This window comes from Algibacter luteus, from assembly GCF_900141715.1.
GTDB lineage: Bacteria > Bacteroidota > Bacteroidia > Flavobacteriales > Flavobacteriaceae > Arenitalea > Arenitalea lutea.
Window position 1 is genome coordinate 160,504 of record NZ_FQYK01000001.1, and the last position, 17,272, is coordinate 177,775.

A 17,272-nucleotide genomic window follows, 5' to 3' on the forward strand; every position below is an offset into this window, starting at 1 on the left:
ATTACTAAAAAATTGCATGCGAACTAAAAATTATAGGATATTTAACATTTAAAATCGATTATCGCCATCTAAGATATCACCTAAACCACCTAAAATACTGCCTTCACCTTTATCTTTACCACCGCCCCTAGGTGCCGATGCTAATACACGACCCGCTAACCTACTAAATGGTAACGATTGTACGTAAACTGTACCTGGGCCTTGTAATTTTGCAAAAAACAAGCCTTCGCCGCCAAATACTGTATTTTTTATGCCACCAACAAACTCGATGTCATAATCTACTGATTGATCAAATCCTACAATGCATCCGGTATCTACTCTAAGTGTTTCGCCTGCTGCCAATTCTTTTCTTGCCATGGTACCACCAGCATGGACAAATGCCATACCATCGCCTTCTAGTTTTTGCATAATAAAGCCTTCGCCACCAAACAATCCACGTCCTAGTTTTTTAGAAAACTCGATACCTACACTTACGCCTTTTGCTGCACAAAGGAAGGCATCTTTTTGACAAATGAACTTGCCACCAAACTCTGTTAAATCAATAGGAATGATTTTACCTGGATATGGCGACGCGAAAGATACATTGCGTTTACCTGTTAGGTCGTTATAAAAAGCTGTCATGAACAAACTTTCGCCAGTAAGTATACGTTTGCCTGCGCCTAATATTTTACCTAAAAAGCCTGTGTCTTTTTGTGAGCCATCGCCAAAAATAGTTTCCATTTTAATACCATCGTCCATCATCATAAAACTACCTGCTTCAGCCACTACACCTTCTTGAGGGTCTAGTTCTATTTCTACGTATTGCATTTCTTCGCCGTAGATTCTGTAGTCAATTTCGTGTGCTGTCATAATACTGTATGTTTTTGAGTTATTTGCTTTTTATTTGATTATCTGCTATTAGTTGATGGTTTTGGAATTTTGTTACATTTTTTTGTTTGTTGATTAGGTACTTGTTGTTAAGTTGTAAATCAACTAAACGTCTATACGGCAAACAACTTAACTCTTCACTTTAACACTCCATTCAAAATTAAAGGTAGATACCACAATACCTTCCTCGTTCACACCAACAGATTGCATCCAAAGGGTTTGCCCTTCTCCAGTTTCTATAGCTTTTTTAAGAATGGCATCAATAGCTTTACCATCATTACAAGTAAAAACAATTTTACCTACCGCTTTTTTAGTAAACGTAGCCTTGTTTGATGTGACTAACATTGATACCTTTTTACCCGATTCTTGAATCTTACTCATCATTAAAGCGCCTGTAGAGAACTCTGCTGCCATACCTTGTACTGCCCAAAACATAGACTTGAATGGGTTTTTGTTTATCCAATTTAGTTTCACACCAACTATACATTTTTCGCTATTAATCTCTTTGGTTCTTACGCCACAAAAATAGGCTGAAGGTAGCTTGAACATAGTGTAAGCATTTAATTTTTTTGGTGTTATCATCTATTTTATGCGGTTTAAATTTTTACTAAGTTATAAAATATTAAAAGATTATAAATTGTTAAAGTTATGTTAATTTTTAGTACTATGCGTAACAAAGTACCTTCTTTTAGACATATATTTGTATAAGAAACTATTATATGTTTTAAATCAATCGAAAAAATCATGTTAGACAATCATCAAAAAAACATTGCCACTTTTATTCATTTATCTACGTTTAGTCGGTTTTTTATTCCGTTTGGAAATTTTATTGGTCCTATTATATTATGGATTGCTAATAGAGACAAATCGGAGTTTATAGATAAACATGGTAAACAAATTATCAATTTTCAAATTAGCATTTTATTATATGCTATTATTTTAGGAACGCTAACTATTCCATTTTTTATTTTTAAGATATTTAATGGTATTGACTTTATAGATTTTAATGGGTTTGAGAGTTTCCATGTCAATATTGGGAAGCCTTCGCCTTTGTTATACATTGGTGGAGCCTTAGGTGCTCTGGCCATTATTGGATTTATAATTGAATTGGCCCTAATAGTGGTAGCAAGTTTGAAAGCTAGAGATGGCCAATTGTATAATTACCCACTAACAATTAACTTTTTAAAGTAGAATAACTTATGTGAAAAAACCAAAAATGGCTGATAGACCCCGCGTTAGGGATTGGAGTGAAAAGCCCACAGCTGAGGTACGAAGCGAGGACTTGTAACGTAAAGCCCGACCCGATAGGGTAACCTGCCTACCGGCAGGCAGGCGCCCAACTTCTCGATACGGTTCCGATGAAAAACAGGAACCACTCGAAGCGACAAAATAAAATTTCATCAATAAATAATCATCAATCAAACCTGCCTGCCGGCAGGCAGGTCAATCAAAAAATGAACAGTTTCACAACATTAAAAGCATGACACTATGAAGATAGAAAACACAAAAGCACAAATGCGTAAAGGCGTATTGGAATTCTGCATACTCTCGGTTTTGAAAGACGAAGACGCTTATGTAGCAGAGATTCTAGACACTTTAAAAGATGCTAAGTTGCTGGTGGTTGAAGGGACCATTTACCCTTTATTGACCAGACTTAAAAACGCAGGACTTTTAAATTACAGATGGGAAGAATCAACTTCTGGACCTCCTAGAAAATACTATGGTTTAACCGAAACGGGGAAACTATTTTTAAAGGAACTAAACACCACCTGGAGCGAATTGCACAATGCAGTAACAATAGTAACAAGCCAAAAAAACACAAAAAAATGAATAAAACAGTCAACATAAATTTAGCAGGTATATTTTTTCATATAGATGAAGATGCGTACTTAAAATTACAGCGCTATCTTGAGGCTATAAAACGTTCATTTACAGACTCGCAAGGGCGATCTGAAATTATAGCAGATATTGAAGCGCGTATAGCAGAACTTTTTAGTGAACGTGTACAGAATGATAAGCAAGTGATTAGAATTTCGGAAGTAGACGAAGTAATCTCGATTATGGGGCAACCTGAGGATTACTTAGTAGATGATGAAATTTTTGAGGATGAGCCGCAAACAGCGTACCGCAGTAAATCAGCAACTTCTAGAAAGCTTTTTAGAGATACGGACAACTCGTATGTTGGTGGTGTTTCGTCTGGATTGGCACATTACTTTGGTATTGATGCTGTTTGGATTCGTTTAGCTTGGATTTTATTAATTTTTGGAGCTGGTACCGGTATTTTACTATACATATTACTTTGGGTTTTAGTACCTGAAGCTAAAACTACAGCCGAAAAACTAATGATGACGGGAGAACCTGTAAATATTAGTAACATCGAAAAAAAAATCAAGGACGGATTTGATTCTGTAACCGAAACAGTTGGTGATGTTGCAAAAAATGTTTCAGACTCAGTGTCAAACGCCGCAAAGAAAATAGATGTTAATAAGAGTGCTAACTCGATAAAATCGTCTTCAAGAACTTTTTTTGATACGCTAGGCGATGTTATTATGTTTTTCTTTAAAGTGTTTGCCAAATTTATAGGTGTTTTACTTATAATTATTGGAGCAGCTACTTTAATTAGTTTAATAATTGGACTGTTTTCAATTGGTGTTGCAAATGTGATTCAAATCCCAGGGTTAGACTTTGTAGAGCTTGCAAATGCTGGAAACACACCCATTTGGTTAGTGTCTCTTTTTGCACTTTTTGCTGTTGGTATTCCCTTCTTTTTCTTGTTTTACTTAGGATTGAAGATTTTAATTAACAACCTAAAATCTATAGGCAGTGTTGCCAAATTCTCCTTACTTGGGCTTTGGTTAATATCTGTAATTGCTTTAATTGTTTTTGGAGTAAGACAAGCTAGTGAACATGCTTTTGAAGAAAGCTATACGGAAAAAACAGAATTACCAATTACGGCAACAGACACGCTACTTGTTAAAATGAAAGGTCATGATAATTTTAATGCAGACAGTTATCATCAAGACAGGTTTAAATTAGCCTATAACGATAACGGTGATAAGGTATTATACTCATCGGATGTGGATATAATTGTAAAATCTACGACAGATTCTGTGGCTAAAATTGCCATTAGAAAAAGAGCCGATGGTAGTGACTATGAAAAAGCCATAGCACGTGCTAAAAACATTAACTACGACTTTGATTTTAAAAACAAAACCTTATTGCTTAACTCATATCTAACAACACATCCAGATAATAAATTTAGTGATCAGGAGGTTGATGTAATTCTTTATTTACCAGAAAGCTCTGTAGTATATTTTAACAACAGTACTAGACATAGCCTACACTATAACACCTATGATGGCAATATTGTATCGAGAGATGACACGAACCATTACCTTAAAATTGGTTATGAAGAAGCCCTATGTTTAGATTGCCCTGAGGAAGGATTAAAAGTAAAAGTAAAAACACCACGACTTAAAATAGACGATAAAGGCATTGAAATAAATGCTAAGGATGGTAAATTGAAGATTGACGAGAGCGGTATAAAAGCAGAATCGGATGATGTGAAATTTAACATTGATTCTGATGGTGTAGAAATTATCGAATCTGAGGAATAAAAAATAAAAGAGAACCTATCGGGATGTGTTCGACTAGAAAACTTAAGACACTACGTTTTATGTTTTGGGTTTCATTCACAATTCATCATTAAAATATAACAACTCAGATATTTAATTTACGAATCGACAAGGTATTATTAGATATTTGGGTTGTTAATTAATCATCAAAAAACCGAATAATTATGACAACTTTAATCAAATTTATTGTAGCTACAGTTTTAAGCTTGATGCTTTTATCTTGTAACTTCGACATGAACCTTAATTCGGGTGTTCGTGGTAATGGCGACGTTATTACTACAGACCGAAATATTAGCGCTTCTTTTACTTCTATAAAAGCTACCGAAGGATTGGATGTTTATCTCACCCAAAGTGATATTGAATCCATAAGTGTTGAGGCCGATGAAAATCTGCATGATCTTATTTTAACTGAAGTTGAAGATGGTGTTTTAAGAATTCATACCAAAGAAAATATTGGTAGAGCATCTTCAAAACGTGTGAATGTAAGTTTTAAAGACATTTCTAGTATTACCTCTACAAGTGGAAGCGATGTGTATTCTACAAATACTATTTCTGCCGAACGATTAGATTTAAAATCGACTAGCGGTAGTGATATGACATTAGATGTTAATACTTCTATTCTAAATTGTAAATCTACCAGTGGTAGTGATTTAAGATTGTCTGGTAAAACTATAAAATTGTACGCTGAGGCTACAAGTGGAAGTGATATTAAAGCGGCTGATTTAAGTGCAGAATCCAGCGAAGTAAAAGCTACAAGTGGTGCTGACATTACCGTAAACACATCTAAAGCTTTAACCGCAAGAGCAACAAGCGGAGGCGATATTAGATATTATGGCAACCCAGAAACTGTTGACAAAAGTGATAGCTCTTCAGGAAGTATCAAACAGCAATAAGTAAAAACATATCAATCAACCAAGTAAAAAACCATTTCAGACTTAAATCAAGTTTGAAGTGGTTTTTGTTTTATATTTGTTTGTGACTAAGTAACTCTGTATGTGTCAAAACATTAAATGTTACCTTCAGTTTGGTAATTAATCCATTTATGAAAATGAAAAAATCCTTCTCCGTTCTTATTATCACGTTTCTTACCATCTCTTTAGCGATGGCCCAAAGTGCCGAAAAAATAAAAGGCAATAGAATAGTTAGCATTCAAACCACTGATATAGCTTCGTTCCATACGATTGCTTTAGATGAAGATTTTGATATTGAAATTATTTATGCTAAAACACCTTTTGTAGAAGTTGAAACCGATGAGAATTTACATGAATTTATTGAGTTTCAAGTTATAGATAGCGTGCTTACCTTTAATAAAACCATTAGAATTACATCTAAAAAAAAGCTAAACATTAAAGTTGGTTATGATGATGCTTTAAAACATATTGAGACTTCTGGTGATTCAGAATTGTTATCATTATCTACTATGGATTTAGAAAATGGCTCTTTAAAAGCAAGAGAATCTTCAAAAGTAGGTTTAACAGTTAAATCTGATCATTTTGATATTGATACCGATGATAAATCGAAAGTAAAACTGAATCTTACGAGTGAAAATTGTGTTCTTAATATGAGCGGAAACAGTAAACTTGACGCACTGGTAAATACGACAGATTTTATAGCTACACTCTATCAACGCGCTCAAACAGATATTGAAGGATCATGTAACACTAGCAAAATAGACTTAGACAATAATTCTAATTTTAACGGAAAAAACTTTACAACAACTACCTGTAATGTAACCTGCAATATAAGCAGTGATGCTTTTCTTGAAGTTCAAGATACCATCACTATTGAAGCCACAGGAACAAGTTCGGTATATTTATACGGTAACCCGAAAATCCTTATTGATAAATTAACCGACACCTCTAAGCTTCAGAAAAAAGTCAAATAAGCAGGCTTTCTATTTAAGTTTAAGGGAATTTGAAATTTCAAACAAATCGAATTCTACCTCAATTCTTTATTTAAAATTAGATGATTATAAAACTTTTATTTTTTCCAAAGGTTCTCCATTTCTTCTAGTGTTTTTCCTTTAGTTTCAGGGACAAATTTCCAAACAAACCACATAGCTAGAAGAGACATTACACCGTAAACCCAGTAAGCAAAACCATGATTAAATTGTTCTGTTAAAGCGGTGTTATCATTCATCATTGGGAATGTTAACGATACTAAATAATTTGATATCCACTGAGCTGCCACAGCAACTGCCATGGCTTTCCCTCTAATTTTATTAGGAAATATTTCAGAAAGCAATACCCAAACTACTGGTCCCCAACTTAAGGCAAAACTTGCTACGTAAAGCATCATGCAAGCCAATGCTAAATAACCTGTTGCTCCTGAGAAAAACACAAACCCTAAAGCTAACATAGCAATAGCCATTCCTAAGGCACCGATTAGCATTAATGGTTTTCTACCACGTTTATCTACAGTTTTTACTGCTATAATCGTGAATAAGAAGTTTACGATTCCCACTATAATAGTGAGCAATAAAGCACCATCCGTATTCGGATCAATAGATTTAAAAATTTCAGGGGCATAATATAACACAACGTTGATACCCACAAATTGTTGGAATACTGAAAGGGCTATACCAATAAGTATTATACCCCAACCGTATGATAATAACTTCCCTGAACTATCAGTTTCTGTAACTGAATGCTCAATTTCAGCCAATATTCGCTTTCCTTCTTCTTCACCATTTACTTTTATAAGAACATCTAAGGCTTCTTCTGGTTTATTCTTCAACATTAAAGAACGCGGTGTATCTGGGACAAAAAATAATAATCCTAAAAATAATCCAGCAGGAATAACTTCTGAGGCAAACATCCATCTCCAACCTACCTCATTCAACCAAGCATCTGATCCTCCGCCTCTTGAGATAAAATAGTTTACAAAATAAACTACCATGAAACCACCAACAATTGCTAATTGATTAAATGATACTAACTTACCTCTACTATCAGCAGGTGCGATTTCCGCAATATAAAGTGGTGATAGCATAGACGCCAATCCTACCCCAATACCACCTAGAATTCTATAAAAAATAAAGATGGTAGAAAACGTATGGTCTAACTCACCAATTGGTTTAATAAACATTTCTGGCATTGCAGATCCTAGAGCTGATATTAAAAATAATAGAGCCGCTAGAATTAATCCTTTTTTTCTACCTAACTTTTTACTTACAAGTCCACCAAAAATTCCACCTATAATACAACCTATTAAGGCACTAGCAACTAAGAAACCTTTAAAGGCATTAGCAGCTGCTTCTGATAATCCTTTAGGAGTTACAAAAAAGCTATCTAGAGAGCCTACGGTCCCTGAGATTACTCCTGTATCATACCCAAATAAGAGACCTCCTAGTGTTGCAACTAAGGTTAGTTTTATTAAATATCCTGAATTTTTTGATGCTCCCATAATTTATATTTAGTTAGTTAATATTAAAATCTTTCAGGCATTTAAACCTGAAAGATCTTATGGTTCTTATATATATTGATTGATAATGTTTTCGAACAACTCTTGTTTTCCACTTTTTAATTGCAATTCGCCGTTTTCTTGAGCGATTTTATATAAATCTTGTAAACTTAGTTTTCCGTTCTCAAAATCTTTTCCTTTTCCTGAGTCGAAAGAACTGTAACGCTCTTTTCTTAGTTTTTCATAAGGGGATGAAGTTATAATTTTATCTGCAATTAACAATGCACGAGCAAAAGTATCTGCGCCTCCAATGTGTGCATGGAAAACATCGTCTAAGTCTGTTGAGTTTCTTCTTATTTTAGCATCAAAATTAACACCGCCACCTTGTAAGCCTCCTGCCTTTAAGAAAACTAGCATCGCCTCTGTAGTTTCTTGAATATTATTTGGGAACTGATCGGTATCCCATCCGTTTTGGTAATCGCCTCTATTGGCATCTAAACTTCCTAGCATACCTGCTTTTGCTGCGGTTTCAATTTCGTGTTGGAAGGTGTGTTGTGCTAACGTAGCATGATTGACTTCAATATTTATTTTGAAATCTTTATCTAAACCGTATTCTCTTAAGAACCCAATAGCTGTTGCAGTATCAAAATCGTATTGGTGTTTTGATGGCTCCATAGGCTTTGGCTCGATAAAGAAGTTTCCTTTAAAGCCTTGTGCCCTTGCATAATCTCTACACATGGTTAAAAACTGCCCCATGTGATCTAGCTCACGTCCCATATCGGTATTTAATAAAGACATGTAGCCTTCACGTCCTCCCCAAAACACATAGTTTTCTCCACCTAATTTAATGGTCGCATCTAAAGCTAATTTTATTTGCCCTCCTGCTCTTGCAACTACATTGAAATCTGGGTTGGTTGCTGCACCATTCATGTAACGGGGGTTGGAAAAGCAGTTTGCGGTTCCCCATAATAATTTAACGCCACTAGTGGCTTGTTTGTCTTTGATATAATCGGTGATGGTTGCTAATCTTTGTTCTGATTCAGAAAAGGTTGCACCTTCTTGAATTAAATCGAAATCGTGAAAACAGAAATAATCGAACCCCATTTTACCTATAAATTCGAAAGCAGCATCTGCTTTGTCTTTTGCAGCTTGAATAGGGTCTGAGGATTGATCCCAAGCAAAGTTTTGTGTTCCAGGACCAAATGGATCTGAACCCTGCCCACAGAATGTATGCCAGTAAGCAATTGAAAACTTAAACCAATCTTTCATAGTTTTTCCTGCTACTACTTGGTCTGGGTTGTAGTATTTAAATGCCAGTGGATTATCTGATTCTTTGCCTTCAAATTTAATTTTGTCTATTCCTTTAAAGTATTCTTTAGTTGCCATAATGAAATGTGTATTTGTCGTTTTGTTTATATCGATATTTAGTTTTTAGTTCTGCACCCGCGTTAGGGATTGCAGAGGAAATCCTTTTTGTGAGGCACGAACAATAAGATTGGAACATAAAGCCCGACCCTTGTGGTAACGCCCAACTATTATTTATTTAATATGAGTTCTAATTCTTTTTTCCAATTGTTATATGCGTTTGAATATTGTTGCTTGTCTTTAAAAGGCATGAATGTCATAACGTGGTCGTTATCCATGATCGCCTTCCCGAAGGCTTCAAAATCGCCTTTGTGCAAATTTGCAGCTCGTGCGGCACCAATGGCACCTGTGGTGTTGTAAATTTCTATCTCCTGCTCGATTAAAGTGGCTACTGTATTTGCAAATATCTCTGAACGAAATAAATTATCGTTTCCGGCGCGCATTACACTCGGTTTTATACCATCGGATGTCATGATTTCCATACCATAAACAAATGAAAAAGCGATACCTTCAAGTGCTGCTCTACACATGTGGCCTTTATGATGGTTGTTTAGGTTTAAATTTACTATTCGGGTACCTATTTCTTTGTTATTAAGCATACGTTCTGCACCATTTCCGAACGGAATTAAACAAACACCATCTGATCCTACTGGAATCTCAGAAGCTAGATTATTCATCTCTTCGTATGAGCTTACCGCTAAATTATTAAGTAGCCAACGGTACTGAATACCAGCGCCATTTATACATAATAATTTACCAATTCTTGGGTCTGCTCCTTTTTGATAATTTACATGAGCAAAATTATTAACACGAGAACTTTCTTTGGCCGATAACCTATTAGTTACCGCATACACCACACCTGAAGTACCGCCAGTTGCAGCTACTTCTCCAGGGTTGAATACGTTTAATGTTAAGGCATTATTAGGTTGATCTCCTGCTCTGTATAGAATAGGTGTTCCTGCAGCAATTCCGCTTTCGGCTTCTCCCTTTGCATCTACTGTAGATTGCACTCCGAAGGTTTCAACAATATCTGGAACTAAGGCTTGATCTATGCCATAATGTTCTAATAGAAAATCGGCTACATTGTCCTCTTTGAAATTCCAAAAGATACCTTCTGATAATCCTGAAATGGTTGTATTTATGGTATTTGAAAATTTATAAGCCACATAATCACCTGGAAGCATGAATTTATGAATCTTATTGTAAATATCTGGCTCGTTTTCTTTTACCCATTTTAATTTTGAAGCCGTAAAATTTGCTGGAGAGTTTAATAGATTTGAAGCGCAAGTATCATTCCCTATAGCATTAAAGGCCTTGTTACCTATTTCTACAGCTCTACTATCGCACCAAATGATACTTTTCCGTAATGGCTCTCCGTTTTTATCTACAACAACCAATCCATGCATTTGATATGATATTCCAATGCCTTTAATTTGGGTTCTGCTTATGTTATACTGCCTTTTTAATGCGGTTATAGCGTTACAAATATGTTGCCACCAGTCATTTGGTTTTTGTTCTGCCCATCCATTTTTTGCAGCGAACATACCCATTTCTTCTTTTGGCTCTTGTACAACGCCCAGACTCTTACCTGTTTCAACTTCTACTAAAGCTGCTTTAATAGAAGAACTCCCAATGTCTAATCCTAAGTAATAATTCATTATAATGAATCTCTAATTATTAATTTTGTTGGTACATAAAACTGCATCGGCTTATTTTGAGTTACAAATTCCGCAGCTTTAGTTCCTAATGCTTCAAAATCTGTTGAAATAACCGAAATCCCTTTATATATAAATTTTTTTGTTGGTGTTTCATTATAGGACAAAAAACCTACATCAACTCCCGGTTCGAATTTTTCTGTTTTACATTGTTCTAAAAATTGACCCAACATTCTATCGCTTGTTGATATATAAACTGTATGTTTTTCTACTTTAAATGCCTTTGGGTTTGATATTATTTCATAGTTAAACTGAAATAAATCACAATACTTTTTAAAATACACAATGGTTTCCTCCGGATGATAGGTAAACGTTGGATAGAGAAATACCAATTTTTGATATTTTTTAAAAATAGTATTTGCTGGCTTTAGCGCCTCAAAAAAAGCTTCACCAAAATCTTGAAACACATAATTATTCTTGGCGTTAGAGTGTATATTCCAATCTATAAGTAATAATTTTTCATTATCAATATCTGATATTACAGAAGGTATATCATCATGATTAAATGTCATTACTACATACTTATAGTATTTCCCTTTACTATTATTTAGAATAGTTTTAAAATTATCAATATTATAATGATGAAATTGAACATCCGTAATAATATTATCTGGTAAATTATTTACGAAAGAATGATAAACAACTTCTTTATAAGCTTTAAATGTATCTAGAACTAAAAGCACTTTTCGGGTCTCATTGGCAATGTAATATCCTTTATTTGGAACCGATTCTATAACACCTTGCTCTTTAAGAATAGAATAAGATTTAAAAACAGTATCTCTAGAAAGTCTATAAGTATTACACATATAGTTAACAGAAGGTAATGCGTCACCACTTTTTAACTTGTTATTAGCAAGTTCATTATTTATAGCGTTGACCAATTGCTGGTATTTTGGCACTTCACTATTAACATTTATGGTTAAATTAATACTCATTTTAAATCGTTCTGTTCTGTTCTGGTTGGTAAATATAAATCAAAAAAACTAATTTTTTAATAAAAATTATTAACAAGTTTGATTTTTTTAACTTACTGCACAATTTTAATATTTAAAAAAACAGAATTCATCCTGTACTGTACTGATGACTAAAACTTAACTACTCATTGACTTTTGCCCAAATTTTCTTTTGGCTCCAATTTTGTGGAGCTTCAGACCAAAACAAATTTTCTGATTCTAAACCTAATACTAGAAAAATCACCGTACATAAATACAAACTTCCTGTTGAAATATAACGTTCTGCCATTTCAGGTTAATATCCATAAAAACCTAGAGTTAACCAGCCGTTATCATCAAACATGTCATTAGCTTCTAAATGTTTTTCAATCACTGACTTTAAAGCTACCCGTACTTGACTTGGATGAATGCCTTTTGGAAGCGCCTCAAATAATGACATTTGTGAAAGGAGCTAGCTCCCTTCACTAAAATTCATGTAATCTGCCGCGTTAGGGTCTGTAGCATTCTTTAAACTCTGAAGCGTTAATAAGATATATTTTTCTCTTAATTGCCCTTCTTCAGTTTCATCTGGACCTATTTCAAGCCAAGGTGCAATTCCTGCTAATGTTCTACCAAAAGCTTCTAAATATGTGAACTGAGACCTATCATTTACTGCTTTTAAAGACACCTTTACCGGCATTGTTCTTTTGAGTTCGTTTTTACTCAAGGCCTCTAGAACAGGATGCGAAATTTTTAACATAGCAGCTATGTAAAAATTTCGGTCTTCGCTTACTGTTTGTGCTTCAACGGTATACGATAAAATGCAACTGATGAATAATAAAAATTTTATTTTCAATATCATACAATTTTTACATTTCCAATTATACTTCTCAAGATTAAAGATTAATTAAGACCACTTGCGACTTAATTCGAATATCCTAATTCTATTATAAATTTTACTATGCTATTACTTTTGAAACTTTTTGCTAAATACTAAGAATAGAATTCCACATAATAACCAAGCTGGAAGTGTTACAAACGATAAGAACACATCGAACTGAACTGAAATAAAATAAAACAATCCGAAACTAATTGCCCACGCCCAAAATACCGATTTATTAAACGATAAATTAGCAACTTCAGCATAGTTCTTTACGATACCGGCCTTTTTATAGAAAAAATGCTCAAATACAATAATGGCTCCAAAAGGTGCTAATATAAACCCGTAAAGCGCAACGAAACCTAAAAGTTTCATAGCGAATGCAGGGAATAAACCTGCAATAGTAGCAACAGTTCCTGCTAAAATAGTCACTTTGACGGTTGACAATTTTGGCAAAATAGCTTGAAACGCTAAACCTGCTCTGTAAATTGTAGGATTAGCAGTAGTCCAACCAGCTAATACAACGGCAATAATACCAAATATACCAATTGCGTTATTTGCTAAAGGTCCAGGCGCAACTGGTGGCGCATCACCATTACTCAAAAATGCTTGAGCCTCTGGAGATTTCAAATAAACCGCGTATAATAATGCCGCTGCTATCCACGCCATATAATGGCCCACATACATCCCTGCAGCAGTTGTCCATCCTGCTTTGGCTTCTTTTGCAAATCTGAAAACCGATAAATCAGACATCCCAACGTGCATAGCTGCATTAGCAAACCAAGACCATATAACTACATGCCAAAACGTAAATTTGGTTTGACCCGGAAATGGTTCTCCGCCTTCACCCCAAATCTCCCAGAAATCTGAAAAACTATTCACATTTAATTGAGTTAACGCAACTATACCTGCTGCAACAAATGCTAAAACAATTATTGGTGACATCCAGTTGGCAGCTTTTGTAACCGTATCATAACCACGTGCAGCTATAATTGAAATTACAGCTCCAATCAATATCACGATGATAACCCAAGTCATTCCATTAGGCATGGTATCAGTTAATTTTGGCATTGGCATATCAAATGGAATACCAACTGCAGTTGCAGAAACCGTAATCATTGCACCAGCTAAAAAACAAAATAACACGCCATTTGCTAAATTATAGCCAGTTACTAATTTCTTTCCACAAATTTTTTCCAATTGATAATAAAGAGTCAGTCTGTTTTTTACAGCAATTTCTGCTGTTAAAAAACGCCAGCTTAAAACCGCTAAAAGATTACCAAGTAGTAATCCGACAATTAAATCAAAAGCACTAACGCCTGCAGTTAAAAACAATGGTCCTATCATAAATTCCGTTCCAGCAGCATGCTCTCCTGCATACATCCCTATAAAACTTTTCCAACCTTTTAATTTTGATTTCGGTACCGGAGTTCTTTCAAATTCTCCTCCTGCTAAATCTTCAATGTCTTCTTCAATGTTAAATTGGCTCATATAAATGGTTGTTTAGTTGTTAGAAATATTTATAGTTACATTAAAATAGCTTTAAACTTTATAAAGCCAAAATCAAAAATAGATTCTCATTATCACAAATGTATCCTGTACTGTACTGCCATTAAAATTATCGGTAAAATAAATATAATCACGAAATAATCTAAAGATAAAATAAAAAGGATTAATTAATTGTGTTTCGAACCTAGTGCAGGTCAGTGCAGGATAGATAATGATTTGTATTCTTATATTTTTATCTTAAGTTTAGATTTTTATCAAACAAATGGAAAAGAAAAAAATAAAAGTAGGGCTCTTTATACCTTGCTATATAAATCAATTATACCCTCAAGTTGGCATTGCTACGTTTCAATTATTAGAAAAATTAGGTGTTGATGTAGATTATCCTCAAGGTCAAACCTGTTGTGGTCAACCCTTAGGCAATTCAGGATACGAAGATGATTCTAAAGGCATATGCAATTTATTTGTTGAAAACTTCAAACAGTACGACTATATTGTTGGACCTTCGGGAAGCTGTATCTATCATGTTAAACATCATTTCGATATCTTAGAACAAACTCCTGATGTTAAAAGAGTAAGGAATAATGCTTACGAACTTTGCGAGTTTATTGTAAAAATACTTGGTAAAACCGATTTAGGTGCGTCATTCCCACATAAAGTTGGTTTACATAAAAGTTGTCATGGATTAAGAGGTCTTAAATTAGGCTCTTGTTCAGAATTACAAGGTGAACACTATTCTACAGAAGAAGATCTATTAAATGGAGTAAAAGGTTTAGAGCTCATGTCTTTAAATAGAAAAGACGAATGCTGCGGCTTTGGAGGCACATTTGCTGTTTTTGAAGAAGCTATATCAGCCAAAATGGGAAAAGATCGAGTTCAAGATCATTTGGATAGTGAAGTGGAAGTGCTTACAGGGGCAGATCATTCTTGCCTGATGCACCTTGAAGGTATCGTAAATAGAAACAAGCAACCCTTAAAGGTAATGCATATTGCCGAAATACTAAATAGCAGTTTATAAATTATGAATCACGCAAAACGCGCAACAGAATTTAATAAAGACGAAGCTAAAGTCAATTGGCACGATAAAGCTTTGTGGTATGTAAGAGAAAAACGGGATAAATCTGCTCATAATGTTCAAGGGTGGGAATATTTGAGACAATTAGGGTCTGAAATTAAAGCCAATGTATTATCTAATTTAGATGAATATTTAATTCAGTTTGAATCAAATGCCAAAAAAAATGGCGTACATGTGCATTGGGCAGCTAACGCGCAAGAACATAATGAAATAATACAAAGTATTCTAGAAAAACACAATGCTAAAAAAGTAGTAAAAAGTAAATCTATGTTAACTGAAGAATGCCATTTAAATCCATTTTTGGAGGACAAAGGGATTGAAGTTATAGACACAGATTTAGGCGAACGCATTGTACAATTAGCCGAAGAACCACCAAGCCATATTGTTTTACCAGCCATTCATAAAACCAAAGAAGAAGTTGATGTTTTGTTTCAAGAGCACTTGGGAACAAAACCTAGCCAAGGAAATCCTGAATATTTAGTTAGTGAAGCTAGAAAGCATTTAAGAGACAAATTTTTAAATGCAGATGTTGCCATTACTGGGGTCAATTTTGCCGTAGCAGAAACTGGTGGATTTGTTGTTTGTACTAATGAAGGTAATGCCGACATGGGCGTGCACTTGGCAAAAGCACATATTGCATGTATGGGTATTGAAAAAATCATTCCTGAAGAAAAACATTTAGGTGTATTTTTAAGGTTGTTGGCTAGAAGTGCAACTGGACAACCTATTACTACCTATTCGTCGCATTTTAACCAAGCTGAAGAAGGTAAAGAACTGCATATTGTTATTGTAGATAATGGCAGAACAGAACAATTAAGTAGGGAAGATTTCAGAGCCTCTTTACATTGTATCCGTTGTGGTGCTTGCATGAATACTTGCCCAATATACAGAAGAAGTGGTGGACATAGCTACGATTACACAATACCAGGACCCATCGGTTCTATTCTTTCTCCGGGCAAAGACTTGAAAAAACACAGTTCGCTACCATTTGCTTCTACGCTTTGTGGTTCCTGTTCTAATGTTTGTCCTGTAAAAATAAACATCCATGAGCAGTTATATAAATGGCGACAAGTCATTGTAAAGGAAGAGAAACAGCCCATTGTTAAAAAATCAATTCTTAAAACAGCTGGCATGGTTTTATCTAAACCTAAATTATATAAAATAGCTGGAAAATCAGCACGATTTGCGTTGAAGCATGCGCCAAAATTTATGATTTACAATAAATTAAATGCTTGGGGAAAAGCTAGAGATTTACCTGAAGTAAAAGGCGATAGTTTTGACGAATGGTATAAAAAAAGAAAGAAGAATGAGTAGAGAAGCCATATTAAATTCAGTAAAAAAAAACAAACCTGAATTACTTCCATTACCAGAAATTAATGAAGTTAAGTTTAAAGAAGATGTTGATTTAAAAGAAACTTTTAAAAACAATGTTGCCTTAGTTGGTGGAAATATTATTGAAACCACTGTTGCTTCTATTGATGACATTATTAAAGCTCAGTATCCTGATAAAACTAATATTGTTTCTACAACAAATAAATCCAAATTGGGAACAATTTCGGTTGATAAAAATACAGACCCACATACGCTAGAGCATATTGACTTAGCGATTGTGGAAGGTGAACTTGGCGTTTCTGAAAATGGTGCTATTTGGGTGACCGCAAGCAATAGCGTGGTGAGAGCGCTTCCTTTTATTACTAATGATTTGGTAATTATATTAAATAAAAAAAGCATTTGCTTACATATGCTTGATGCTTATAAAGTTATAGATAACAGAGAAAGAAACTTTGGTGTATTTATATCTGGGCCATCTAAAACAGCTGATATAGAGCAGTGTCTAGTAGTTGGTGCCCATGGCGCTATGAGTTTATCTGTCCTTTTAGTTTAAAAAACAAAAA

Annotated in this window: 16 protein-coding genes and 1 pseudogene; 8 read left to right on the top strand and 9 right to left on the bottom strand. The window is 34.5% G+C overall.

The features are described from left to right. Positions 1–48 precede the first annotated feature (48 nt). Together BUA46_RS00715 and BUA46_RS00720 are read right to left on the bottom strand one after the other, a co-directional pair. A complete protein-coding gene (locus BUA46_RS00715) occupies positions 49–849 on the bottom strand; it encodes a TIGR00266 family protein (RefSeq protein ID WP_019387017.1) in 801 nt (266 codons plus the stop codon). 147 nt (positions 850–996) lie between these two features. Further along, on the bottom strand, positions 997–1,449 hold the full coding sequence (locus BUA46_RS00720) for a DUF4442 domain-containing protein (RefSeq protein WP_019387016.1): 453 nt from the start codon (positions 1,447–1,449) through the stop codon (positions 997–999). Positions 1,450–1,611: 162 nt separating this feature from the next. Here BUA46_RS00720 and BUA46_RS00725 point away from each other — a divergent pair, with 162 nt between their 5' ends. From BUA46_RS00725 to BUA46_RS00745, 5 genes are all read left to right on the top strand, one after another. Next, the gene (locus BUA46_RS00725; RefSeq protein ID WP_019387015.1) at positions 1,612–2,058 is read left to right on the top strand and encodes a DUF4870 domain-containing protein; all 447 of its coding nucleotides are present in this window, start codon (positions 1,612–1,614) and stop codon (positions 2,056–2,058) included. A gap of 297 nt (positions 2,059–2,355) precedes the next feature. Next, the gene (locus BUA46_RS00730) at positions 2,356–2,697 is read left to right on the top strand and encodes a PadR family transcriptional regulator (RefSeq protein ID WP_019387014.1); all 342 of its coding nucleotides are present in this window, start codon (positions 2,356–2,358) and stop codon (positions 2,695–2,697) included. Further along, positions 2,694–4,484 carry a PspC domain-containing protein gene (locus BUA46_RS00735; RefSeq protein ID WP_019387013.1) on the top strand — a complete coding sequence of 597 codons (1,791 nt, stop codon included), beginning with the start codon at positions 2,694–2,696 and terminating at the stop codon, positions 4,482–4,484. The genes BUA46_RS00730 and BUA46_RS00735 overlap by 4 nt, the downstream gene beginning before the upstream one ends. A gap of 182 nt (positions 4,485–4,666) precedes the next feature. Continuing rightward, positions 4,667–5,395, top strand: coding sequence for a head GIN domain-containing protein (locus tag BUA46_RS00740; RefSeq protein WP_019387012.1), 729 nt, complete (start codon positions 4,667–4,669; stop codon positions 5,393–5,395). Between the two features lie 155 nt (positions 5,396–5,550). Next, positions 5,551–6,387, top strand: coding sequence for a GIN domain-containing protein (locus BUA46_RS00745; RefSeq protein WP_237714658.1), 837 nt, complete (start codon positions 5,551–5,553; stop codon positions 6,385–6,387). A gap of 95 nt (positions 6,388–6,482) precedes the next feature. On the opposite strand, the gene xylE is transcribed toward BUA46_RS00745, so the two are convergent. The 7 genes and pseudogenes from xylE to BUA46_RS00775 form a co-directional block, all read right to left on the bottom strand. Further along, entirely contained in the window at positions 6,483–7,907 is a 1,425-nt protein-coding gene (gene xylE, locus BUA46_RS00750; protein WP_019387010.1) for a D-xylose transporter XylE, read from the bottom strand. Positions 7,908–7,973: 66 nt separating this feature from the next. Beyond that, positions 7,974–9,290, bottom strand: a complete 1,317-nt coding sequence (xylA, locus tag BUA46_RS00755) for a xylose isomerase (protein WP_019387009.1) — start codon at positions 9,288–9,290, stop codon at positions 7,974–7,976. A gap of 149 nt (positions 9,291–9,439) precedes the next feature. Next, positions 9,440–10,927 carry a xylulokinase gene (locus BUA46_RS00760; RefSeq protein WP_019387008.1) on the bottom strand — a complete coding sequence of 496 codons (1,488 nt, stop codon included), beginning with the start codon at positions 10,925–10,927 and terminating at the stop codon, positions 9,440–9,442. Next, positions 10,927–11,919 (bottom strand): GntR family transcriptional regulator, encoded by a 993-nt coding sequence (locus BUA46_RS00765; RefSeq protein WP_019387007.1) that lies wholly within the window; start codon positions 11,917–11,919, stop codon positions 10,927–10,929. The genes BUA46_RS00760 and BUA46_RS00765 overlap by 1 nt, the downstream gene beginning before the upstream one ends. A gap of 160 nt (positions 11,920–12,079) precedes the next feature. Further along, positions 12,080–12,376: pseudogene (locus BUA46_RS15200) on the bottom strand (DUF2264 domain-containing protein). Between the two features lie 12 nt (positions 12,377–12,388). Further along, the gene (locus BUA46_RS15165) at positions 12,389–12,772 is read right to left on the bottom strand and encodes a DUF2264 domain-containing protein (RefSeq protein WP_202801141.1); all 384 of its coding nucleotides are present in this window, start codon (positions 12,770–12,772) and stop codon (positions 12,389–12,391) included. A gap of 111 nt (positions 12,773–12,883) precedes the next feature. Next, positions 12,884–14,287, bottom strand: a complete 1,404-nt coding sequence (locus BUA46_RS00775) for a purine-cytosine permease family protein (protein WP_019387003.1) — start codon at positions 14,285–14,287, stop codon at positions 12,884–12,886. 280 nt (positions 14,288–14,567) lie between these two features. Here BUA46_RS00775 and BUA46_RS00780 point away from each other — a divergent pair, with 280 nt between their 5' ends. Genes BUA46_RS00780 through BUA46_RS00790 form a run of 3 tightly spaced genes read left to right on the top strand, consistent with a single transcriptional unit; the run spans position 14,568 to position 17,262 of the window. Next, on the top strand, positions 14,568–15,320 hold the full coding sequence (locus BUA46_RS00780; protein ID WP_019387002.1) for a (Fe-S)-binding protein: 753 nt from the start codon (positions 14,568–14,570) through the stop codon (positions 15,318–15,320). Positions 15,321–15,323: 3 nt separating this feature from the next. Then, positions 15,324–16,691 carry a LutB/LldF family L-lactate oxidation iron-sulfur protein gene (locus BUA46_RS00785; RefSeq protein WP_019387001.1) on the top strand — a complete coding sequence of 456 codons (1,368 nt, stop codon included), beginning with the start codon at positions 15,324–15,326 and terminating at the stop codon, positions 16,689–16,691. Beyond that, complete coding sequence (locus BUA46_RS00790) at positions 16,684–17,262, top strand: LutC/YkgG family protein (RefSeq protein ID WP_019387000.1); 579 nt, start codon at positions 16,684–16,686, stop codon at positions 17,260–17,262. Before BUA46_RS00785 ends, BUA46_RS00790 begins: the two co-directional genes overlap by 8 nt. Positions 17,263–17,272: the final 10 nt, after the last annotated feature.

Coding starts and splice junctions, on each gene's coding strand:
- BUA46_RS00715 (WP_019387017.1), bottom strand. CDS start 849: ATGACAGCACACGAAATTGACTACAGAATCTACGGCGAAGAAATGCAA.
- BUA46_RS00720 (WP_019387016.1), bottom strand. CDS start 1,449: ATGATAACACCAAAAAAATTAAATGCTTACACTATGTTCAAGCTACCT.
- BUA46_RS00725 (WP_019387015.1), top strand. CDS start 1,612: ATGTTAGACAATCATCAAAAAAACATTGCCACTTTTATTCATTTATCT.
- BUA46_RS00730 (WP_019387014.1), top strand. CDS start 2,356: ATGAAGATAGAAAACACAAAAGCACAAATGCGTAAAGGCGTATTGGAA.
- BUA46_RS00735 (WP_019387013.1), top strand. CDS start 2,694: ATGAATAAAACAGTCAACATAAATTTAGCAGGTATATTTTTTCATATA.
- BUA46_RS00740 (WP_019387012.1), top strand. CDS start 4,667: ATGACAACTTTAATCAAATTTATTGTAGCTACAGTTTTAAGCTTGATG.
- BUA46_RS00745 (WP_237714658.1), top strand. CDS start 5,551: ATGAAAAAATCCTTCTCCGTTCTTATTATCACGTTTCTTACCATCTCT.
- xylE (WP_019387010.1), bottom strand. CDS start 7,907: ATGGGAGCATCAAAAAATTCAGGATATTTAATAAAACTAACCTTAGTT.
- xylA (WP_019387009.1), bottom strand. CDS start 9,290: ATGGCAACTAAAGAATACTTTAAAGGAATAGACAAAATTAAATTTGAA.
- BUA46_RS00760 (WP_019387008.1), bottom strand. CDS start 10,927: ATGAATTATTACTTAGGATTAGACATTGGGAGTTCTTCTATTAAAGCA.
- BUA46_RS00765 (WP_019387007.1), bottom strand. CDS start 11,919: ATGAGTATTAATTTAACCATAAATGTTAATAGTGAAGTGCCAAAATAC.
- BUA46_RS00775 (WP_019387003.1), bottom strand. CDS start 14,287: ATGAGCCAATTTAACATTGAAGAAGACATTGAAGATTTAGCAGGAGGA.
- BUA46_RS00780 (WP_019387002.1), top strand. CDS start 14,568: ATGGAAAAGAAAAAAATAAAAGTAGGGCTCTTTATACCTTGCTATATA.
- BUA46_RS00785 (WP_019387001.1), top strand. CDS start 15,324: ATGAATCACGCAAAACGCGCAACAGAATTTAATAAAGACGAAGCTAAA.
- BUA46_RS00790 (WP_019387000.1), top strand. CDS start 16,684: ATGAGTAGAGAAGCCATATTAAATTCAGTAAAAAAAAACAAACCTGAA.